At 73.2% G+C, this 20574-nt stretch carries 17 protein-coding genes and 2 pseudogenes; 10 read left to right on the top strand and 9 right to left on the bottom strand.

Going from position 1 to position 20574, the window contains the following annotated elements:
• From IE98_RS0135220 to IE98_RS0135200, 4 genes and pseudogenes are all read right to left on the bottom strand, one after another.
• A partial coding sequence (locus IE98_RS0135220; protein WP_030275870.1) for a hypothetical protein occupies positions 1–201 on the bottom strand: 201 nt, incomplete at its 3' end.
• Between the two features lie 12 nt (positions 202–213).
• Positions 214–1042: pseudogene (locus IE98_RS47190) on the bottom strand (IS5 family transposase).
• Between the two features lie 26 nt (positions 1043–1068).
• Positions 1069–1251, bottom strand: a complete 183-nt coding sequence (locus tag IE98_RS0135205) for a hypothetical protein (RefSeq protein ID WP_030275869.1) — start codon at positions 1249–1251, stop codon at positions 1069–1071.
• Positions 1252–1389: 138 nt separating this feature from the next.
• Positions 1390–1893, bottom strand: a complete 504-nt coding sequence (locus IE98_RS0135200) for a pyridoxamine 5'-phosphate oxidase family protein (RefSeq protein WP_078661552.1) — start codon at positions 1891–1893, stop codon at positions 1390–1392.
• Between the two features lie 358 nt (positions 1894–2251).
• On the opposite strand from IE98_RS0135200, the gene IE98_RS0135195 reads away from it, so the two are divergent.
• The 5 genes from IE98_RS0135195 to IE98_RS0135175 all read left to right on the top strand — a co-directional run bounded on the left by IE98_RS0135195 (position 2252) and on the right by IE98_RS0135175 (position 7276).
• Positions 2252–2932 (top strand): putative 2OG-Fe(II) oxygenase, encoded by a 681-nt coding sequence (locus IE98_RS0135195; protein WP_234443800.1) that lies wholly within the window; start codon positions 2252–2254, stop codon positions 2930–2932.
• 95 nt (positions 2933–3027) lie between these two features.
• A complete protein-coding gene (locus tag IE98_RS0135190; RefSeq protein WP_030275866.1) occupies positions 3028–4095 on the top strand; it encodes a YncE family protein in 1068 nt (355 codons plus the stop codon).
• 79 nt (positions 4096–4174) lie between these two features.
• Complete coding sequence (locus IE98_RS0135185) at positions 4175–4807, top strand: hypothetical protein (protein WP_030275865.1); 633 nt, start codon at positions 4175–4177, stop codon at positions 4805–4807.
• Positions 4804–5913, top strand: a complete 1110-nt coding sequence (locus IE98_RS0135180; RefSeq protein ID WP_078661551.1) for a DNA glycosylase AlkZ-like family protein — start codon at positions 4804–4806, stop codon at positions 5911–5913. Before IE98_RS0135185 ends, IE98_RS0135180 begins: the two co-directional genes overlap by 4 nt.
• On the top strand, positions 5906–7276 hold the full coding sequence (locus tag IE98_RS0135175) for an MFS transporter (protein WP_030275863.1): 1371 nt from the start codon (positions 5906–5908) through the stop codon (positions 7274–7276). Before IE98_RS0135180 ends, IE98_RS0135175 begins: the two co-directional genes overlap by 8 nt.
• Positions 7277–7376: 100 nt before the next feature.
• Here the strand turns inward: IE98_RS0135175 and IE98_RS0135170 are convergent, their stop codons facing one another.
• Complete coding sequence (locus tag IE98_RS0135170) at positions 7377–8642, bottom strand: hypothetical protein (protein WP_030275862.1); 1266 nt, start codon at positions 8640–8642, stop codon at positions 7377–7379.
• Positions 8643–8901: 259 nt separating this feature from the next.
• Complete coding sequence (locus IE98_RS0135165; protein ID WP_052391407.1) at positions 8902–9816, bottom strand: ABC transporter substrate-binding protein; 915 nt, start codon at positions 9814–9816, stop codon at positions 8902–8904.
• Between the two features lie 256 nt (positions 9817–10072).
• Here IE98_RS0135165 and IE98_RS0135160 point away from each other — a divergent pair, with 256 nt between their 5' ends.
• A complete protein-coding gene (locus tag IE98_RS0135160) occupies positions 10073–10735 on the top strand; it encodes a TetR/AcrR family transcriptional regulator (RefSeq protein ID WP_234443799.1) in 663 nt (220 codons plus the stop codon).
• Positions 10732–11643 carry an SDR family oxidoreductase gene (locus tag IE98_RS0135155; protein ID WP_030275859.1) on the top strand — a complete coding sequence of 304 codons (912 nt, stop codon included), beginning with the start codon at positions 10732–10734 and terminating at the stop codon, positions 11641–11643. The genes IE98_RS0135160 and IE98_RS0135155 overlap by 4 nt, the downstream gene beginning before the upstream one ends.
• Before the next feature lie 10 nt (positions 11644–11653).
• Here IE98_RS0135155 and IE98_RS0135150 read toward each other — a convergent pair whose 3' ends face one another.
• Positions 11654–13273 carry an FAD-binding oxidoreductase gene (locus tag IE98_RS0135150; protein ID WP_030275858.1) on the bottom strand — a complete coding sequence of 540 codons (1620 nt, stop codon included), beginning with the start codon at positions 13271–13273 and terminating at the stop codon, positions 11654–11656.
• Positions 13274–13342: 69 nt separating this feature from the next.
• Here IE98_RS0135150 and IE98_RS0135145 point away from each other — a divergent pair, with 69 nt between their 5' ends.
• Positions 13343–14005 carry a TetR/AcrR family transcriptional regulator gene (locus IE98_RS0135145; protein ID WP_030275857.1) on the top strand — a complete coding sequence of 221 codons (663 nt, stop codon included), beginning with the start codon at positions 13343–13345 and terminating at the stop codon, positions 14003–14005.
• Positions 14006–14078: 73 nt separating this feature from the next.
• Here the strand turns inward: IE98_RS0135145 and IE98_RS43585 are convergent.
• Positions 14079–17350 (bottom strand): annotated as a pseudogene (locus IE98_RS43585) (LamG-like jellyroll fold domain-containing protein).
• Positions 17351–18150: 800 nt separating this feature from the next.
• The gene (locus IE98_RS52100) at positions 18151–18723 is read right to left on the bottom strand and encodes a TetR/AcrR family transcriptional regulator (protein WP_030275856.1); all 573 of its coding nucleotides are present in this window, start codon (positions 18721–18723) and stop codon (positions 18151–18153) included.
• Positions 18724–18843: 120 nt separating this feature from the next.
• On the opposite strand from IE98_RS52100, the gene IE98_RS0135130 reads away from it, so the two are divergent.
• On the top strand, positions 18844–19284 hold the full coding sequence (locus IE98_RS0135130; protein ID WP_030275855.1) for a nuclear transport factor 2 family protein: 441 nt from the start codon (positions 18844–18846) through the stop codon (positions 19282–19284).
• A gap of 126 nt (positions 19285–19410) precedes the next feature.
• Positions 19411–20541, top strand: a complete 1131-nt coding sequence (locus tag IE98_RS0135125; protein WP_159401163.1) for a hypothetical protein — start codon at positions 19411–19413, stop codon at positions 20539–20541.
• Positions 20542–20574 lie beyond the last annotated feature (33 nt).

Here is a 20574-nt window from a genome sequence, read left to right as displayed (position 1 = left end):
CAGGCCCGGCATCCGGTCGCCGGTGGGCTCGTCGTCGCCGAGGGACAGGATGACTTTGCGGGCGATTGCCAGGTCGGCGCGTTCCGCGTCGAGTTCGGCCAGGCGGGCGGTGAGCTGGCTGACCTCGGCGGACAGCTGCTCGGTGATGTCGCCGATCGCCTGTTCCCGGTCGGCGATCCTCTCCAGTGCGGTGCGTGACATCGGCGGGTCCTCCTACGCTCCGCGCCAGGTCGGCGTCGACTCCTTGGTCAGCCTGCGGGACATGTTCGCCGTTATCGCCCAGTACACGCGGGACTCGGCGTTGGCCGGCAGTGCCTCGTAGTCGCGGACCAGGCGACGGTGCAACATCAGGATGCCGTTGACCTGCTCGGATACCCGGCGTTTAGCCTGCGGGACGAACCCGACGTCGTCGGGGCTGCGTTTGACGATCTCCACCTTGATGCCCAGGTCGGCGCCGTGATCGACCACGCTGGACTTGAAGCCCTGGTCGACCAGGGCGGTCTGCACGGTCCCGGCCTGCGCGACCTTGTCCAGCAGCTGCTTGCCGATGGCGTTGTCGTGGACGCAGGCCGCCACCACGACGACCGCGATGATCAGCCCTATGACATCCACGGCCAGGCCACGCTTCCGACCTGGAACCTTCTTATTCGCATCCTTGCCTGTCGTGGCGGCCGGGACGTTCACCGCCGCGTGGTTGCTCTGGGTGTCCATCGACACCAACGACGGATCCTCGGCGCGGCCCGGCCGCGGCCCGGACCTGGGCACGCAGGATGTCATGGATCGCCTGGTCGGTGCCGTCCTTGCGCCAGGTCTGGAAGTAGTAGTACGTCGCAGAGCTCGGCGGCAGGTCGTGAGGCAGATAGGCCCACTGACACCCGGTCCGGTTCTGGTAGAAGATCGCGTTCATGATCTCCCGGTACTCGTAGCTGCCGGAATGCCCCGAACTCGACGGATGCGCGGCCTTCCAGGCCAGCAGGATCGGCTCGATCGGCGACCACTGCGCGTCGGACACGTCACTCGGATACGCCTTGCGCTCACTCACCGCGCCAGCGCACCACCGAGGACGCCTCAACCGCCACCGGTTCCCGAAGACCCCACACGAACGTGCAACGACGAAACGGACATAGCCTCACCCAACGCCCTCTCACGGGCGTGGTCCTTCATGGCCTCGCGCTCCTCGGGGGTGAACCCGTCGAAGGACTTCTCGGCCGTGGTGCTGTTGCTCCGCGCGGACTCCTCGGTGTTCGCCATCTCGGTTTCCTCTCGTGCACGGGTGCGGGTGGGGTTCGTGCGGCCGCGGTGGCACTCCGCCGCCCGGTGGCTCCGGGCCCGGACTGTGGGGGAGGGGCTCCGGGCGCTGCGGTGGCCCGCCGCGCGCCCGGATGTCGATCAGTCCAGCCAGCGGCCGTCCCGCATCAGGGTGCGGTCGAACAACTCGTCGGCCTCGCGCCAGGATTGGATGCGGCGCGGCGTGATGCGGTACCAGCGGTAGGGAGTTGTGAGGGTTCGCGGGTCGAAGCCGGTGCGTTCGGCGAACCGGTCGCCCTGTTCCTCCGTCAGTTCGTCGGTCCCGAGGACCTCGACGTCGCCGTCGATCATCGTGACGTCGCGGGTGGGGCCGAGGCCGAGCCTGGCCGTCCGGGTGGCGGCCAGGTTCCGGCCGGTGGGGCTGTCCGCCGGGGTGGCCACGAGCAGCGCCGCACCGTCCCAGTCGAAGGAGAGCGGCACCAGGTACGGTCCGCCGTCGGCCGAAGCACTGGCCACCCAGACGTCGACGTCGTGGGCGAGCCGGTGCTCGGTGTCGCCCCGGCGTCGGTCACGCGGGCGGGGCCCGGCCGCCGCCGGCCCGTCCGGAAGGTCGGACCTCAGCCCTGGACCGCGGGTTCCGCTCATGCTCGCTCCTCTGGTCGTGACCCGTGGCCGGGCCGGTCCCTGTCGGCTCGATCGCCGTGGTCACAGCCTCCCCCGGCCGGGGTGTCCGCCGCCTCCGTGGCGACCACGGAACGCACCACGGAACGGACCACGGAGAGCACCACGGAGAGCACCACGGGGACCCGCGCGGAGAGCCACCCGGCGTCCGGCGTCCCGGACTCCGCGCACACTCCGCAGAATTCACACGCATCGGCAGTTCCCGTGAGGTCTCGCCGATCGGCATTGACAGGTCCTCGACACTGGTTGATAAGCTGAACCGCACACGATCAAAGATCAATTGCGCCGAGTTCGCGCGCCTGGGGGCAGATAGTTGATCAATGTGACGCGTGAGAACGAGACGGTGGCGACGGGAGGTTCACCGGCGAAGCTGCTCAGCCTTTTCGCCACTCCGGTTGCGAAGATCCCGTGCCCTTTCGGCACGGAAATCAACGGTGACCTGGCGGCCGCGGTGCTGAGCCGGTCGGCGGCGGACATCAAGGACCTCTCCTTCAAGTCCGAGACGGTGGGGAACCTGACGGACTGGGGCGATCCGGAGGTGGACCGGCTGACGTCGTGGGTGCTGAGGACGGCCCGCACGTTCGTGGAGAACCTGCGGGGCGAACCGCTCCACCGGGCCGTCGGCGCGCCCGCCGCGTCGGACGTCCGCCTCGCGGCGAACCGCAGTTGGGCGAGCATCTACCGCGGCGGCGACCACCACGCGGCGCACTTCCACCCCAACACGGCGATCGCCGCGGTCTACTACGTCGCCTCCGCAGGCCCCTGCGACCTGGAGCTGGCCGACCCCCGCGCGAACGTGGAGTTCTTCGACCCGGGCATCAGCTTCGCCAACGAGGGCCGGACCGTGCGGATCGGTTCGAGCCCCGGAACGCTGCTGCTCATGCCGGGCTGGATGAAGCATTCGGTGCCGCCGTACGAGGGCGCCGACGTCAGAATCTCGATCGCTTGGAATCTCGCCTACTCCTTCAGCGCGAACGTCGCCCTGCAGCCGGCCGGCGACTGAAAAGGAGATCCCGAACCCGACCGGCACCGCACTGCGCCGGAGATCCGCGATCACCGCACACAGATGCACGTCCGATCAATTCCGAGGAGTAATCTGTGGCCATCGAAATCTACTCGACCGACACCGATTCCGGTCAGATCAGCGTCGTCCGCAAGGAGGGGGACGGCTACACGCACGTCACCTCGATCCCCGTCGGCAACGCGCCGCGCGGCAGCGTGAAGTTCACCCGCGACGGACGCGGCTTCGTCTCCAACACCTCCACCGACTCGGTCTCCGAGATCGACGCCCTGACGCACCGCGAGGTCGCCCGGATCACCGTCGGCTCCGGGCCGCGCGGGCTCGGCATCCTGCCGGGCGACCGCTACATGCTGGTCTCCAACTCCGGCTCCAACACCGTCTCCGTGGTCGACCTGGAGTCGCGCGAGGAGATCACCCGGATCGCCGTCGGGCGCGACCCGCGGCACATGGCGATCGTCGGCGACCACGCCTACGTCTCCGTCTGGGGATCCGGCTACATCTCCAAGATCGACATCTCCGGGCTGCGGAAGGGCGACGCCTCCGACGTCCGCGAGATCGCGCGCATCCGCATCCAGGAGAACTCCCACCCCTACAGCCTGAACGTCGACCGCACCGGCCGCTTCGCGCTCGTCGCCTGCAACTCCGTCGACTACGTGCCCGTCATCGACCTCGCCACCGACCAGGTGGTGAAGCGGGTCCCGGTCACCAGCCAGGGCGGCCGCGCCGTCGCCTTCTCCCCGGACAACCGGTACGCGCTGGTCACCCTGGAGCGGGAGTCGGTGATCGCCGTCATCGACATGGAGACCTTCGAGACCACCCGCTACCTGCCCACCGGCCCCTCTCCCCGCGGCATCGCGGTCGACGAACGGGACTTCACGGTCTACGCCTCGGCCTTCGCCCGCGGCACCGTCCTGCACGCCGACCAGCCCGGCAGCATGCCGCACGCCATCACCGTCGTCCGGCTGGAGGACGTCGACCTCGGAGCCGAGCAGGACTCCCCGGACCGCGAGCCCGTCTTCGCGGACATCCCGGTCGGCTACGGCCCCTGCAGCGTCTCGCTGTTCGACACCGACCGGGTGAGCCTCGACGACGTCGACCTCGACGCGGCCCACATGTCGCACAGTTCGGTCGGCTCCGCCGGCTGACGCCCGTCCACCGCACACCGCCTGCGTCGCCGTCGGGACCCGACGGCGGCGCACGCATGGAAGGACACCGACACCCCGCATGAAGTTCCACGCCCTCCACCCCTGGGCCCTGCTGCCCGAACGGCGCACGGTCGACATCGAGGCCGCCAAGGAGCGCGAACGCCTCTACAGCGACAGCTTCCGCTTCCTGCGGGCCGCACGGCAGCCCGAGTTCTGCGCGCCCTGGGTGCTCGGCCAGCGCATCGGATGGCGCATCCCCAGCCCCGTCGACGTGACGCTCTCCCCGCTGCCCCAGGTGGAGGTCTCCGCCGGGGAGGCCGAGGCCGCGGCCGCCGCCGTCGGCAAGCAGGAGGTCTGGCTGCGCAGCGGTACGGCGCTGGCCATGGACAAGCCGCCGTGGCTGCACCTCTACCAGTTCCGCGAACGCGACGGCTGGGGGAGTATGTTCGTCCCCAACGGGCGGGGCACGGTGGAATGGCGTCTGGGCTGGATGCCGGAGGACGTGGCACCCCTGTCCGTCCTGACCTTCCCGTCCGAGGACCTGCCGGACCTCGGGGTCCAGGTCGGAGTGCTCACCGCGGCGTCCCTGGGCCGGATGGAGCCGAGCGGCTTCAGCGTCGCCGTCAGCCCGCGGACCACCGTCCACGTCCGCCGAGGACAGGAGATCGCCCGGATCGTCCTCGTCGGCCCTGAATCCCTGCGGGACTCGTGACTGCCGAACTGACCACCGACGAGGCGCGCCGCACCGCGGTCGCCGCCCAGGGCCTGCACCCAGCGGAGCCCGCCGCACCGACAGCCGCCGAGGTGCTCGCCCGCCTCGGCTGCCTCCAGATCGACTCGATGTCCGCCGTCCGGCGCTCGCACGAACTCGTCCTGCTCGCCCGTGGAGTGACACCCGATCAGGTGTCGGCGCTCGGCGCGGCGGCGCAGACCGGTACCTCCTTCGAGGGAATGGCCCACGCGCTCTCCCTCGTCCCGCTCCACCTCTGGCCGGCGTTCGGCTTCCGGCGCCGCCGCATCCTCGCGGACGGCTGGCGCGGGCCCGCCGTGGACCCGGCCGCCGTGGCCCACGCGCGGGAGCGCCTGCACGCCCGCGGCCGGGTCCGGCTCAGGGACTTCGGGCGGACGGCCGGCACCGGCTGGGAGCGGGACTCGGTGTTCCGCTGGGCCCTGGAGTGGCTGGCCGCCACCGGCGGCGCCGTCTGCGCCGAGCGCGACCGCTGGGAGCGGGTCTACTGCCTGCCCGAACTCGCCGTCCCCGAGCACCTGCTGAACACCGACCTGCCGGAGGAGGCGTGCCTGCGGCTGCTGTGCGCGCACGCCCTGGAGGCGCTCGGCGTCGCCACCACCAAGGACGTGGCGGACTACTTCCGGCTCCGTCCGGCCCAGGCCGAGGGCGCCCTCGCCGTGCTCGGGGCGGAGCGGTGCACCGTCCGCGGCTGGCGCGAGCCGGCCTGGCTGGCCCCCGGCGCCGACCCCGGGCAGAAGGTCGACGAGGACGCCGTGACCCCGCTGTCGCCCTTCGACTCGCTCGTCTGGACCCGCGACCGCCAACTCCGGCTGTTCGGCAAGGACTACCGGCTGGAGGCCTACAAGCCGGCCGCCAAAAGGGAGTTCGGCTACTTCGCGCTGCCCGTCCTGCACGGCGCCGACCTCGTCGGCCGGCTCGCCCTGCGCCGTCGCCCGCCGGCCCTCGTCGTCGAGAACGCCGAGCTGGACGAGGGCACTCCGCCCGCCGTCCTGGAACGCGCCGTCACCCTCGCCGCCGCGTGGACCGGCAGCGACACGGTCAGCCACGAAAGGGACCCGCGTGACTGAGCACCCCGCACCGCCCACCTACCGGTCCCTGCTCGGCGACCGCCGCGTCGCCTCCGTCATCACCGCCGTCACGCTGGGGCGGCTGGCCGCCGGCATGGTCCCGTTCGGCATGATCGCCGTCTTCACCGGCCGCCACCAACTCGGCTGGGCCGGAGCCGCGTTCGCCGCCTTCCTGATCGGCGCCGCGCTCAGCGGCCCCGCCAAGGGCGCCCTGATCGACCGGCACGGTGCACACCGCCTGCTGGTGCCCATGGCGCTCGCCTTCGCCGCGACGACCGCCGGCGCGGCCGTGCTGGCCCTCTCCGACTCGTCCGTCCTCCGGCCGGCCGCGCTGGCGCTGACCGCCGCGTCCGCCGCGCTCGCCCCGCCCAACAGCGCCGTGCTCCGGACGGTCTGGACGGAGATCGCGCGCAGCGACGCGGAGAACACCCGGCTGCACTCGCTCGACTCCGTGGTGGAGGAGGCCACCTTCGTCGTCGCGCCGCTGCTCACCTCCGGCATCTGGCTGGTCGTCGGAGCGCAGTGGGCGGTGATCACCGGCGGACTGAGCGCCCTGCTGGGCACGCTCTGGTTCTGGCGGACGGTCCACGCGCTGGGCGCCGACCGGGTGCTCCGGGGCACTCCGAAGCCGTCCGCTCCCGGCGGAGGCAGCGGCGGCAGCGGCGGCAGCGGAGAACGCCGCGGGGTGCTGCTCTCGCGCAACGGCGCCGCACTGCTCGCCCCGATGGCCGCGCTCGGCGTCGCCATGGGCGCGCTCAGCGTCGGCTATCCGGCCTGGGCGCTCGCCCACGGCCACGTCCAGCTCGCGGGTGTGCTGATGGCGCTCGACTCGGTCGGCGGAATCGTGGCCGGTCTGGCGTACGGCCGTCTGCCCACCCGCGACGCCCGGCCGTGGCGGCGCTACTTCGGCGCCGTGCTCGTCCTGGTAGCCGGCCTCGCCATTGTCGCCGTCAGCACCGGCCCGGCCCCGGTGGTGCTGGGCAGCCTGCTCGTCGGAGCCTCGCTCACGCCGATGTACGTCATCGCCTACCTCCTGGTCGGCACCGGATTCCCGAAGGACCGGCACACCACGGTCAACGCGGGCATCGGCTCGGCGTACAACCTCGGCTCCGGGGCTGCCGCCCTGGCCGTCGGCGCGCTGCTCGGGCCCTGGCGGCTGACCCCGACCCTGCTCGCGGTGGCCGCACTGACCCTGCTGCTCGGCGCCGCCGCCCTGTTCGGCCGCACCCTGCCCGCCTCGGCCGCCCCGGACGCCGGTCCGGACGCCGCCCCGGCCCTCGACCCGGACGGCGGGGCCGTGGTGGACGCGGCCGCAGCCGGGGGTTCCGGCAGCGCGGCGCAGGTGGAGGCCGACGTCCGGTAGGGCGCAGGCCCGGTGGACGCGGAGTGCTGCCCGCACCGCGTTCCACCGGGCCCGGCCGCCCCGCCCCTCGCGGGGTCCCGGCCCGCCGTCGGGGACGGCCCTACGGGAGCGCGCCGATGGCGAGGCCGATGGCGTTGAGCTCCTGCCGCAGGAAGCCGGGGCCGCTGGCGCCGGAGGGTGCGAAGGTCTTCAGCTCGACCTCGATCAGGTGGCCGTTGCCCTGCGGCTGGACGTTCTCGACGCCGGCCCGGAAGTAGACGGTGTGCGGGCCGGCCGGCTGGATGTCCAGCTCGATGTCCCGGCCGAGCCAGTCGACGGCGGGGTTCGCGTTCTCCTCGCGGGCCAGTTCGGTGAGGCAGCTCCGCGCGATCCCGGGCAGGACGGCGCGGGCCAGCTGGGACACGTCGGCGAAGGTCCTGGCCTGCTGCCAGACCGTGTTGATCGGCCGGGCGGTGGCGCGGAAGTCGAAGAAGGTCAGGGTGTGCCGGGTGCAGACGTGGTGGACGGCATCCTCGGTGACCGACACGACCAGGTCGATCGTGGTGCCGTTGAAGGTGAGTCGGTGCTGGCCGGTGCCGACCCGGGTGGTGGAGCCCTTGTACTGGACGATGGCCGGCACGTTGGCCCGGGCGGCGGTGAACAGCTGCCGGCCGGTCTGAGTACCGCAGTAGTCGGTCAGGCCCTTGCGCAGCCGCTGGCCGGTGACGGTGTCGTGGAGCCACTGCTCCGGCAGCGGTGGGTAGAGCAGCTTGCCCCCGCGGGCCGTGCCGTGGGCGTCCTCGGCGGCCGCGTGGGCCTCGGTGAGGAGGGCCGTCAGCCGCTTCCACAGGGCGGTGTCGAAGTCGCCCTGCCCGTTGCGGGCTCCGCTCGCGGTGTCCCAGGCGTCCTCCAGGGCCTTCAGGCTGGTGGAGACGGCGTCCATCCGCCGCAGTCCGTTCCCGCCCGGGGCCGGTTCGGTGTCGGCGTCGAAGGCCTGCCCGGGGTCGGTCGCCGGGCTCTTCGGGCCCAGCGACACCATGATCGGCAGGTTCCAGAGCAGCCGGTGCGGGCTGGTCTTCGGCTCCGCCTGCATCACGGCCTCGACGACCGGCTGGCCGGCCAGCTGCCAGCACAGCGCCCAGAAGTTCCGGACGGCGGTCTTCAGCCCCTGGTCGCCGGCGTTGTAGAGGCCCGCGATCTGCTCGGCGATCGAGCTGAGCTTCTCCTTGGAGATCTTGTGGTGCAGCGCTCCTCCCTGCCACTCGGCGGGGAACGCGTACACGGCCTTGCCCTTGGTGATCGGGGTGACCGCCCAGTCGGCCTTGCCGGGCACCTTCCGGCCGGTGTTGGGGGCGTTGACCGGGGTGGACGGGACAGCAGTCGTCATGTGTTCCTCTTTCGCCGCGTGCCGCACTGTCGGACTCAGGGGTGACGGTCCGTCAGACACCCAGGGTCACGGCTCCGAATGCACGGCGACTAAACGCGCACGACAGGGCGGCTGCGCGGCCGGCCCCCCGCGCCCCCGAGCCGGCCGCCCGCGCCCCCGAACCGGCCCCCCGGCGCCCCCGAACCGCCCGCCCGTGCACCTTCGGCGGTACCTCCCGGTGCCGCCCGGGCCGGGGGCCGGTTCGGGGGTCAGGGCGCCGTCAGCTGGTGCCGCCGTTGACGACCGGGCTCTGGATGGCGCCGACGGTGAGCTTGCGGCTGTTGAGGATCTGGTCGTAGGTGCCGTCGGCGACGAGCCGCCGCATCGCCTTGGCGAGCACGTCGCGCAGCTGCTCGTCGCCCTTGCGCAGGGCGATGCCGTAGGGCTTGGGCTGCAGCTGCGGTCCGGCGATGTCGAAGGACTTGCCGCCGGCCGCCACCTGCGAGTTGTAGAGGGCCTTCGGGTAGTCGGTGACGTAGGCGTCGGCCCGGCCGCTGCGCAGCTCCTCCATGGCCCCGGCGTCGTCCGTGGTCTCCTCGACCTTGAGCGGCTTGCTCTGGCCGTCGCAGACGGCCTTCTGGCGGAGCGCGAGGTCGTTGTGGGTGGTGCCCTTCTTCACGGCGACGGCGTGGCCGCACAGGTCGTCGATCTTGACGATCTTCGCCGGGTTGCCCTTGCCGACCATGATGCCGATGCCGGCCATGTAGTAGTCGACGAAGTCGACGCCGTCGTTGACCTGCTTGCCGTTCTTGTCGAGGCCCTGGCGGCGGTTGAGGTTGTCGGTGATGCCGGACATCGCCACGTCGTACTTCTTGTCCAGCAGTCCGGGCAGCACGTTGCTGAACGGGCCCGCGTCCTGGAACTCGAACCTGACGCCGAGGACCTTCGCCATGGCGGCGCCGAGGTCGGGGTCGAGGCCGTCCGGCTGCCCCTCGGGGCTGCGGAAGATCACCGGAGCGGCGGTCAGCGAGGCGCCGACCCGGATCACCCCGGCCTTCTTGACGGCCTCGGGGAGCTGGTCGTGCAGGTCGGCCTCGGCCTTGCCGGTGCCGGCCGCGCTGCAGGCGCTCAGCAGCAGGGCGGAGGAGAGGACGGCGGTGACGGCGGTGCGGCCGCGCCCGGGCAGAGAAGTCATCGTTTTCCCAAGTCGTTGCAGAGCGCGGCACGTTCGGGACACGACGACACAAGGCAGTCCGTGGGCTCTCACTGGCCCCGCTCCGGTGAGATGAGTCGCCTCCGGCCGCCGAGGCCGCCCGGGCATGCCGGGGCAACCTCCGGAGGGACGCTGTACTCGGGCGATCATAGTTCGCGCGGTGGTGGACACGACACGCGGGGTCCCGCTCACCGGACACGGGTGTCGCGGTTTGCCTCCCGGCCGGCGGCCGGCTTTAATGAATGAACAGGCATTTATTAATGGGGGAGGGGACATGGCCGGACGCCCCCGCGGGGTCGAGGACGTGGTGATCCTGCGCGCGGCGGCCGAGGTGATCGGGCGGCTCGGACCCGCCGGGCTGACCCTGGCTGCGGTGGCGCGCGAGGTCGGCCTGGTGCCCGGCACCCTCGTCCAGCGGTTCGGCTCCAAGCACGGCCTGCTGGTCGCGCTCGCCGAGCAGTCCGTGAAGGACGCCGACGCGACGGCCGGCGCGGCACGCGAGGAGCACCCGACGGCCCTCGACGCCCTCTCCGCCCTGGTCGTGGACTGGCTGGCCCCCATGGGCACCCCCGAGCGCTTCGCCAACCACCTCGCCTTCCTCTGCCTCGACCTCACCGACCCGCAACTGCACCGGCACGCCCTGGCCGCCCACCTCGCCCAGCGCCGGGCGATCGAGCGGCTCCTCGCGGACGCCGCGGCCGACGGCGAGCTGAGGGCCGGCACGGACACCGCCGCCCTCGCCGGCTCCGTCCAGGCGGCCACCGCCGGCGCCGGCCTCACCTGGGCCCTGGAACGCCACGGCACCCTCGCCGACCGGGTGGCCCGTGAACTGCGGACGCTGCTCACGCCGCACACCGCTTCCCGGCACCCCGCCCGCTCCCGCACCCCGGAGGAAGCATGACGATCGACACCCGGCCGCTGGCCGGCGCGGTGGCCCTGGTCGCCGGCGGCACCCGCGGCGGAGGCCGCGGCATCGCCGTCGAACTCGGCGCCGCCGGCGCCACGGTGTACGTCACCGGCCGCAGCAGCGCGGCCGGCCGCTCCGACCTGGACCGCCCGGAGACCATCGAGGAGACGGCCGCGCGGGTCACCGCCGCCGGCGGCCTCGGCATCCCCGTGCGCACCGACCACAGCAGCCCGCAGGAGGTCCGCGCCCTCGTCGACCGGATCGCGGCCGAGCAGGACGGCCGGCTCGACGTCCTGGTCAACTCCGTCTGGGGCGGCGACGCCCTGACCGACTGGGGGCACCCGCTCTGGGAGCAGGACCTCGACACCGGACTCCGCCTGCTGCGCCGGGCGGTGGAGACCCACGTGATCACCAGCCGGTACGCGCTGCCGCTGATGGTCGCCCGCAGGAGCGGCCTGGTCGTCGAGGTGACCGACGGCAACACCGCCCGCTACCGCGGCAGCCTCTTCTACGACCTCGCCAAGTCGACGGTGATCCGGCTCGCCGTCGCGCAGGCGGCCGAGCTGAAGCCGCACGGCGTCGCGGCGGTCGCGCTCACACCCGGCTTCCTGCGCTCGGAGGCCATGCTCGACCACTTCGGCGTCACCGAGGCGAACTGGCGCGACGGCGTGGCGAAGGACCCGGACTTCGCCCACTCCGAGACCCCCGCCTACCTCGGCCGGGCGGTCGCCGCCCTCGCCGCCGACCCCGCCGTCATGGCCAAGAGCGGCCGCGCGCTGGCCACCTGGGGCCTGTACCGGGAGTACGGGTTCACCGACGCCGACGGCACGCAGCCGGACTTCGCCGCCCACTGGGCCGAGAGCCTGGAGGAGCAGTACGGCCCGCTCGGCGACCCGCTCTGACGCCGGGCCCTCAGGCGTCCAGCAGCACCCCGGGGTTGAGGACGCCGTGCGGGTCGAGGGCGCTCTTGGCGGCGCGCAGCGCGAGGGCGAAGGGCTCCGGCCGCTGGCGGTCGTACGACCGGCGGTGGTCGCGGCCGACGGCGTGGTGGTGGGTGATCGTGGCGCGGTGGCGGTGCAGCACGTCCTCCGCCACGGCCTTGAGCTCGTCCCAGACGGCGTCCTCGTCCCCGTCCCGGCCACCCGCGATCACGGTGAAGTAGGGGGCGGCGCCGTCCGGGTAGACGTGGGTGAGCCGGCAGTTGACGAGCGCGGGGTGGCCGGTGGCCTTCCGCGCCGCCGCGCCGACCTCGCTGCGGATCTCGTCGATCAGGGCCGGGATCCGGTCCCAGGTGGCGGCCGTCTCGAAGGTCTCGACGACCGCCCCCATCCGGGCGAGGCCGTCCCGCAGGTACGGCATCCGCAGGAAGGCGCTGCGCCAGGCGCCGACCGCGGCGTCCGAGGGGCCGCCGGACCCGCCGGACCCGCCGGACCCGGCGCCGCCGTCCGCGGTGCCGCCGTGGGCACGGGCCAGGTCGACGGCGTGGGCGAGCCGGTCCCCGACCGGGGCGGTGGCCGACTCGAAGCCGAGCACCAGCACGGCCGAGCCGTCGCGCGAGGCGCCGGAGAGCGCGGCCTCGCCGGCGTCCAGCAGGCGGCAGTTGGCGGGTGACAGGTCGGACTGCGCGACGGCGCGCACCGCCTCCAGGGCGTCCTCGAAGCGGGCGAAGGCGACGGCCGCCGAGGCCTTGTGGTGCGGGCGCTCCTGCAGCCGCATCCAGGCCTGCGTGATGATGCCGAGGGCGCCCTCGGAGCCGAGGAAGAGCCGGTCGGGGGAGGGGCCCGCCCCCGAGGAGGGCAGCCGCCAGGAGGTGCCGGTGGCGGCGGGCGTGACCACCCGCAGGGACTGCGCGAAGTCGTCGATCCGGGTGCGGCCGGTGGCGTAGTGGCCGCCGGCCCGGGTGGCGAGCCAGCCGCCGAGGGTGGAGAACTCGAAGCTCTGCGGGAAGTGGCGGAGCGTCAGCCCGTGCGGCCGCAGCCGGTCCTCCAGGGCCGGGCCGAGGATCCCGGCCTGGACGAGGGCGGAGCGGCCGGCCGGGTCGAGCTCCAGCACGGCGTCCATGGCGGTGAGGTCGAGGGAGAGCACCGCCCGGTGGGCCGCGCCGCGGTACTCCACGCCGCCGACGACGGAGGAGCCGCCGCCGTACGGGACGACCGCCACGGCCCGGTCGCCGGCCCACTCCAGCAGGTCGGCGACGTGCCGGTCCGAGCGCGGGTGGGCGACCAGGTCGGGGATCCGGCCGGGGCGGCCGCGCAGGGCGCGTGCCACGTCCCGGAAGGCCTTGCCCATGGCGTGCGAGGCGCGCACGGCCGGGTCCGCGGTGACCAGGTGCGCCAGGGCGGCCGGCGGGGTGACGGCGGGCGCGCCGATCCGCAGGTCGGCGATCCGCGGCAGCGGGAGCGGCCGGGCGAGGGTGCCGGGCACCAGGGCGCCCATCGCGATGCACTCGGCGTCGTCCGGGTGGGCGTCGGCCCATCCCCAGCCCCACCAGGAGCGGGTGCGGTGCGAACGGGGTGCGGCGGCCTCGGACATGGGGCTCCCTCGGGCAGCGGTGGCAGGAACTTACCAAGCGGTAAATTACCGTAGGGTAAGATCCAGGGCATGGCAATCCCCCCTTCCCGGGCCGGCACCAAGGGCGTCCCTCGGGCCGACCGCGAACGGCAGATCCTCGCGGCCGCCACCGAGGAGTTCGGCCGCCGCGGCTACGAGGCCACGTCGCTCGCGGCCGTCGCCGCCCGCGTCGGCGTCACCAAGACCCTGCTGCACCAGTACTTCGGCCCCAAGCAGGACCTCTACCTCGCCTGCCTCGCCCCCGTCGGGGACCGGCTGCTGGCGGCCATCCGCACCGCGATGGACGCGAACGGCGACGACCGGCCGCCGACACCCCTGCGCGTGCTGCACCACCTCTTCACCGCGCTGGAGGGACAGCGCGAGGCCTGGTTCGTCCTCTACGACGGCACGCTGCCGCCCGACAGCGAACCCGCCCGGCTCGCCGCCCGCTACCGGGCCGCCGTCGACGACCTCGCCGCGGCCGGCACCCTCGACCTCCTCCACCGGACGGGCCCCGCCGGGGCGACCGGCGCCGACCGGCCCGAACCGGACCCGCTCGACGCGGACGCCCTCGCGCACGCCTGGCGCGGCCTGGCCACCGCCCTGGTCCGCTGGTGGATCAAGCATCCCGAGGAGTCCGCGGACGCGATGGCGCAGCGCTGCGCACGCCTCTTCGCCGCCGCCCGCGCCGCCCTCGGACCCGACGCGCCCTGACGGCCGCGGGGGAGCGGGCAGCACCCGGCCCCGGCGGCGGGGTTCCGCTGCCGGGGCCGGGCGTCGGCCCTCGCTACGCGGGGGTCTCGGCGGTGTGCAGGGCGCTCACCTCCGCCGCCGTCAGGGCCCGGTCGTAGGCGTGCACCTGGTCGACCGAACCGTTCCAGAAGTCGGTGTTCTGGCCGTTGTACCTGGCGCGGCCGATCGCGAGCGGGCCGGTGCTGACGTCGGCCGGGCCGGAGGGCACGGACGCGGCGAGCACGCCGTCGACGTACAGCTGGATGGTGTTGCCCGCCCCGTCGTGCACGCCGACCAGGTGGTACCAGCGGCCGAGCTGCGGGGTGATCGGCAGCCGGGCGCGGTTGCCGCCCGGCAGGCTGAAGGCGAACGCCCCCTGGCCGTACTGCAGGTAGAAGGGGTTCTCGACGCGCCGGCCGTCCTGGCTGAGGGCGGAGGCGTAGTTGCCGGGCAGGGCGTCCAGGGTGACCCAGGCCGACACCGAGTAGCTCCTGGTGGTGTCGAGCACCGGGCCGGCGGTCTGCGCGTACTGGCCCTGGCCGTCGATCTTGAGGGCGCTGCCGCTGACGCCCGGCGCCCAGGAGGCGCCGTTCAGCGTGAGGTCGGCGTGGTTGGGGCCCGGTCGGCGGCGGTGGTGCCGGTGCCCTCGTCGAGTGACCAGGAACCGCCGCCGTGCAGCTCGGAGCGGGCGCCGGCGGCGGCGCCGGCCGCGATGACCCTGAGGTTGACGGCGCGGACCTGCGCGGCGTCGACCTTGATCTGCCGACGGTCGTACGTCCAGAGGCCGTTGAGCTCGTTCTCGACGTCGGTGACCTGGGTGTAGACCGAGCCGGAGAGCTCGGCGCCGGCCGCCGCCAGGTAGAAGGTCTCGGTGTTCTGGACGTACTTCTGGGTGAGCGCCGCCTTGTCCGCCACGCCGCTGTAGATCACGGTCGGGGCGCCGGGCCACATGTGGCCGGGGGAGCGGAGGGTGAAGCCGCCGTGCTCGCCGTCCATCGCGGCCCGGGTGGCGTCCGGGAAGGCCGGGTCGGTGTTGCCGTAGTCGTGGTGGTCGATGATGTCGCCCTTGCCGGAATCACCCTTGGAGGCGCAGCAGTTGACCCCGCTGTGGGCGTTGACCAGGCGGGACGGGTCGGCCGCCTTGACGGCCTCGGTGAGCTTGCCGGTCTCCGTCCGGTCCCACTCGCCCCAGCCCTCGTTGAAGACTATCCAGCCGATCACCGAGGGGGAGTTGTGCAGCAGCTTCATCTCCGCCGCGCCCTCGTCCTTGAACTCCTGCCGGCCGGCGGCGGTGCTGTAGTCGCCGGAGACGAAGTCCTGCCAGACCAGCAGGCCCAGCTTGTCCGCCTGGTAGTACCAGCGCGGCGACTCGACCTTGATGTGCTTGCGGACGGCGTTGAAGCCGAGGTCCTTCTGCGTCTTCAGGTCGAAGGCGATCGCGGCGTCGCTCGGCGCCGTGTACAGGCCGTCCGGCCAGAAGCCCTGGTCGAGCTGGGCGAGCGAGAAGATCGGCTTCCCGTTGAGGACGATCTTCTGGTAGCCGCCGACGTCGGCCAGCGCGATCTTCCGCATGCCGAAGTAGCTCTTGACGGTGTCGGTCGAACCGCCGCCGGTCAGGGTGACCTTCAGGTCGTAGAGGTACGGGTCGTCGGGCGTCCACAGGTGCTGGTTGCTCACCGGCAGGTGCAGCAGGGTGTTGGCGGGGCCGCTGATCGAGCCGACGGTGTTGCCCTTGGCGTCCTTGGCGACCGCCTTGACCAGCGTTCCGGCGGGCGCGCCGGGGGAGTCGACGGTCAGGGCGAGGGTGCCGGAGTCGATGTCGGGGGTGGCGGTCAGGCTCTCCACCGAGGCGGCGGCGACCGGCTCCATCCAGACGGTCTGCCAGATGCCCGAGGACTGGGTGTAGACGATGCCGCCGGGGGTGTTGGACTGCTTGCCGATCGGCTGGTTCGCCCCGGCCGTGTCGGTGACGGCGACGACGATCTCCTGTGGGCCGGTGCCCCTGACCGCGTCGGTGATGTCGGCGCCGAACCCGGTGTACCCGCCGGTGTGCTCGGCCACCTTCGTGCCGTTGACCCAGACCGTCGCCCGGTGGTCGACCGCGCCGAAGTTCAGCTTCAGCCGGTTGTCCTTCCCGATCTTCCAGCCCTTGGGCACGGTGACGGTGCGCCGGTAGAACATGTGGTCCTCGTGCCGCTCCACACCGGACAGCAGCGACTCGACCGGGTAGGGCACGACGATCTTCTCGCCGAGGTCCTTGCCGAAGACCGGCTGCTCGTCGGCGCCCGCGGCGGCGAACTGCCAGGGGCCGTTGAGGTTCAGCCAGTCGTCGCGGACCAGCTGCGGACGCGGGTACTCGGGCAGCGGGTGGTTCGGGTCGACCTTGTCGCCGAACGGGGTGGTGAGGCGGTGGGTGGAGGCGTTGCCCGAGGTCCGGGCGATCTGCGGCACGGCCTCGCCGCCGGAGGTGAGCGTGCCCGCGCCGTCGTAGCGGAAGCGGACCTGCTGGCCCTTCTGCACCGGCTCGGCGAGCCTGACGATCAGCGAGCGCCTGTCGTCGGCGGCGACCGCGACGGACTTCACCGGCATCGGCGTGGTGTCGGCCTCGATCCGCAGGTGCTCGGCGAGGCCCGCCGTGCCGCCGACCTTGCCCTTGAAGGTGGCCTGCAGGCGCAGGCCGTCCCCGGCGACGTTCAGCGCGACCGGGTAGACACTGAAGCCGTCCGGCGGGGTGAAGGCCGACTCCGGCACCAGCTGCTTCGGCAGGCCCGGGCCCGACCAGCGCAGGAACATGTTGGCGCCGCCGACGTCCTGGAACATCTCCAGCCGGAAGTCGTGCCGCTCACCGGCGTTGAGGTGCAGGACGGCGCTGGTCTGCTCGCGGTCCCAGTCCGGCACCCAGTGGTCGATGACCGGCGCACCGTCGACGAACAGCCGGAAGCCGTTGTCGCCGATCGCGTAGAAGGTGTAGTCGCCGGTCGTCGGGGCCTCGATCCGGCCGGTCCACCGGGCCGTGGTGTTCTCCTGGCGTCCCGTCATCTCCTGGAAGGCGCCGGCCAGCCCGGGGAGGTCGATGCTCGGGTCGAGCGAGACGCCGCCGAGCTCCGCGAAGTCGCGGGCACCCGGGGCCGACATCCGGTAGTACTCGCCCTTCAGCCCGTGCACCTGGGCGTCGGGGTCGGCGGCGGCGAAGGCGGTCGCCCGGTCGGCCGGTTCGGCCGCGGAGGCGGCGGGGACGAGGCCGGCGACCGGCAGCGAGAGGGTCGCTGCCAGCAGCAGCGACCACATCCCGCGCCACGGTCGGCGGGCTGGCTGTCGTCGTCTCATGCGGATGCTCCTCACAGGGGTGGGCCGCCGCCCGACCGGACTGCCGTTCCGGCGGGGGTGGGTGGGAGAGGTGTCGGACGGCCGGCACCGGTCGACCCGGACGGTCGCTTCGGCCCGGCGGAGAACGGACGGGATCGGGCCGGGGGCGGTCCGGGACGGGCGGGACCCCGTGCAGGGACCGGGACGGGGACCGGAGCCGGGACCGGATCGGGAGGAAACTCGGGAGGGAGCTCGGGAGGGAAGGGGATGCGGCGGCGGCCGGTGGGCGGCCGGGCGGTGCGGCCCTGCGCCGGGTCGTGCTGCGGGTGCAGCCTGCAGCACCCGGCGCCGCCGCGGCGGAACGGTGGGGAGGGGGTGGGCGGAGTTTCGTTCCAACGTTGGAAAATCGGGGCAGCCAGAATGACAGCACGGCCCCGGGGTCGTGTCCACCCCTTCGGCGGGATGCGTTGCGGAAATTCCTCCGCGTGCTCACTTCATCCGATGTCGACCCGGCCCGGGCCGAGCTGACGCTGCGTCGAGGTGCGGGAACGTCAGGCTCCGCGGGCGCCCGCGGCCTCCCGCGACCACCGGGCGGGCGCGCCGTGCGCGACGGCTGCCGCGCCGGTGCAGGTGGTGCGGGGTTCCGGGCGGGCCTCCTCGGAATGCGGCGCGGGAATGCCCTTGCCCGGTACATCCCGCGCGCTGTATAACGTTGTAAACGCAGCCGGAAGCATTCCCCCGCCCCGGTCTTCCGCTTGACGCGCGGCGGAGCCGGCCCGTGGCCGGACGAGCCCGCGCCGCGCGCTCGTCCGGGCCTGCGCTCAGTGCGGCCGCAACCCGTCGAAGACCACCTCGTAGATCCGCTCCCGGGCCGCCGGGTCGTCCCGCAGCTGCTCCATCGTCGCGCCGGTGCCGACCAGCAGGGCGAGCAGCTCCGGCAGTCCCAGATCGGCCCGGACGGCCCCGGCGCGCTGCGCCCCGGCCAGCAGGTCGGCCAGCCGGGTCCGGATCGCCACGGTCGACTCCTGCAGCGAGGCGTGCACGTCCACGCCGGCCGCGGCGAGCGCCTGCGTGAACTCGTTCTTGCCCGCGGACCGGTCGACCACCAGCCTGAAGCAGTCGAAGAAGGCCTCGGCCGGCTCGGCCCGGTCGGCCAGGTCGGCGGTGTCGGCCGCGATGGCCTCCAGCCGGCGCACCATCACCGCGGCGAGCAGCGCCTCCTTGGTCGGGAAGTGCCGGAAGAGGGTTCCGACCCCGACGCCCGCGGACCGGGCGATCTCCTCGGTCGGCACCTCGACGCCCCGGGTGGTGAACACCTCGGTTGCCACGTCCAGCAGCCTCGCCCGATTGCGGGCCGCATCCGCCCGCAGCGGCCGTTCCTGACTGCCACTCATCCCGTCCGTCTCCTTCCGTGCGCACCGCACCGACCGCTGGACAACCGGACTGCCCAGTCCGTATCGTTGGAAGCGGAGTCGCCAGTCCGATTCTACCGACACGTCCGACGGAGGCTGATCATGTCCGAAACCAGGTCGCCGCGCGAGGTTTTCCACGCACTGCTCGACGGCATCACAGCCGGGCGGTTCTCCGAACTCGCCGAGCTCTACGCCGAGGACGCCGTGGTGGAGACGGTCTTCGAGCCGGTCGGGCCGCGCCGCTTCGAGGGGCGGGCCGTCCTCGCCGCCCGGTTCGCCGAGGTCGGCGCGGCCTCACCGCTGGAGCTGGCGGCCGCCAACGTGGTCGTCCGCGAGACCGACGACCCGGAGGTGGTCGTCGCCGAATTCGACTACCGGGCGCACCACCGGGTCACCGGCAAGCGCTTCGAGGTCGCCAACATCCAGGTCCTGCGGGTCCGCGACGGGCGGATCGTCCACAGCCGGGACTTCCACGACCACCTCGCCCTCGTCGCGGCCGGCGGCCACCTGCCGCAGCTGGTGGCCGCGATGGAAAGCCGGTAGACCGGGGCCGCCACCCCCTGTGGCCGGCCGCGGAGAGCGGACGGCCGGGCCCGTGACGCCGGGGAACGGGGGAGGAGCACGGGTGGGACCTGATGTCGCATCACGGCGTTGGATACTGTCCCACCCGTGACGGTTTCATGGGACGACGACCCGACGCTGGCAGCGAGCCGCCTGGACGCGATGCTCCGAACGGCAACGCCCGTCGAGCTGATGCGCCTCGAAGCGGACTACCGCCGCCGGCGGGGGAGCATCGGTTCCACCGGCATCCTGATGGGCGGCTCCGCTTCCCCCGGGGCGCCCGGCGATGCACCGGCCGCACCCCATGCCCTCGCCGTGGCGGCCCTGATGTCGTTCGACCGCTCCGGCTACCTCAGGGAGACCGGCGTCACCCTGCTCGAAGCGTCCCCCGAGCCCTTCGCCCTGCCCTTCCTCCTGCTGCGGCTCAACGATCCCGTGGCACAGGTCAGGGACCTCGCGCAGCGGGCGGTCACCGCACGGCTCGCCGACCCGGGGAACGTGGCGACCCTCGTCCGGCTGCTGCCCCTCCTGGACGGCCTCGGCAAGCGCAGCAGGGCAGGCTCGATGCTGGCCGGAGTGGAGGACCTGCTCCGTCGCTCGGGCGCGGAGGAGCTCCGGCGTGGCGCGCGCTCGACCGATCCCGCGGCGCGGGCCTGCTGCCTGCGCTGGCTCGCGCTGATCGATCCGACGGAGGCCGTCGAGGCCGCCTTCGCCACCAGGGACCCCGGCCTCTGGCAGTGGGCCGCCCGCCTCGTCACCTCGTCGAAGCTGTCACCGGCCGACCAGGACGCCGTACTCCCGCTCCTCGACACCTGCGCGAGTCCGCGTATACGGCTGCGCGCCCTCCAGGCCCGGGCCCGCCAGCCGCACGGCGAGGGACACCTGCGCGAGGCGATGATCGATCCGGACGCCCGGGTCCGCTACCACGCGCGTGCCACCCTGTACGCACGCGGGTACACCGACCTGGCACCACAGGTGTACCGCGACGCCCTCGCGCCCGGTGACGTGCCGGACGCCACGGCCGTCGGAGCCCTCGGAGGGCTGGCCGATCTCGGGACCGCCGGCGACGTGCCCCGCGTGCTGGACTTCACCACCCACCCCAGGACACGCGTCCGGGCCGAGGCATGGCGCACACTCAGCATCCTGGCTCCCGGGGAGGTGGAACGCAGGGCCGATCAACTGGCCCGCGACCCGAGCGCCCGAGTACGGCGCTACCTCCCCGGGAGCCCCGCCGCGTAGCCGGCTGCCGGACCACCGCAGGGACGGTGCCGC

The sequence above is a fragment of the Streptomyces sp. NRRL B-24484 genome, assembly GCF_000717715.1.
GTDB lineage: Bacteria > Actinomycetota > Actinomycetes > Streptomycetales > Streptomycetaceae > Kitasatospora.
Note: the sequence above shows the minus strand (reverse complement) of the source record. Positions and strands in the feature narration are given on the sequence as shown.

Coding starts and splice junctions, on each gene's coding strand:
- IE98_RS0135205 (WP_030275869.1), bottom strand. CDS start 1,251: ATGGCGAACACCGAGGAGTCCGCGCGGAGCAACAGCACCACGGCCGAG.
- IE98_RS0135200 (WP_078661552.1), bottom strand. CDS start 1,893: ATGAGCGGAACCCGCGGTCCAGGGCTGAGGTCCGACCTTCCGGACGGG.
- IE98_RS0135185 (WP_030275865.1), top strand. CDS start 4,175: ATGAAGTTCCACGCCCTCCACCCCTGGGCCCTGCTGCCCGAACGGCGC.
- IE98_RS0135170 (WP_030275862.1), bottom strand. CDS start 8,642: ATGACGACTGCTGTCCCGTCCACCCCGGTCAACGCCCCCAACACCGGC.
- IE98_RS0135165 (WP_052391407.1), bottom strand. CDS start 9,816: ATGACTTCTCTGCCCGGGCGCGGCCGCACCGCCGTCACCGCCGTCCTC.
- IE98_RS0135160 (WP_234443799.1), top strand. CDS start 10,073: ATGAATGAACAGGCATTTATTAATGGGGGAGGGGACATGGCCGGACGC.
- IE98_RS0135155 (WP_030275859.1), top strand. CDS start 10,732: ATGACGATCGACACCCGGCCGCTGGCCGGCGCGGTGGCCCTGGTCGCC.
- IE98_RS0135150 (WP_030275858.1), bottom strand. CDS start 13,273: ATGTCCGAGGCCGCCGCACCCCGTTCGCACCGCACCCGCTCCTGGTGG.
- IE98_RS0135145 (WP_030275857.1), top strand. CDS start 13,343: ATGGCAATCCCCCCTTCCCGGGCCGGCACCAAGGGCGTCCCTCGGGCC.
- IE98_RS52100 (WP_030275856.1), bottom strand. CDS start 18,723: ATGAGTGGCAGTCAGGAACGGCCGCTGCGGGCGGATGCGGCCCGCAAT.
- IE98_RS0135130 (WP_030275855.1), top strand. CDS start 18,844: ATGTCCGAAACCAGGTCGCCGCGCGAGGTTTTCCACGCACTGCTCGAC.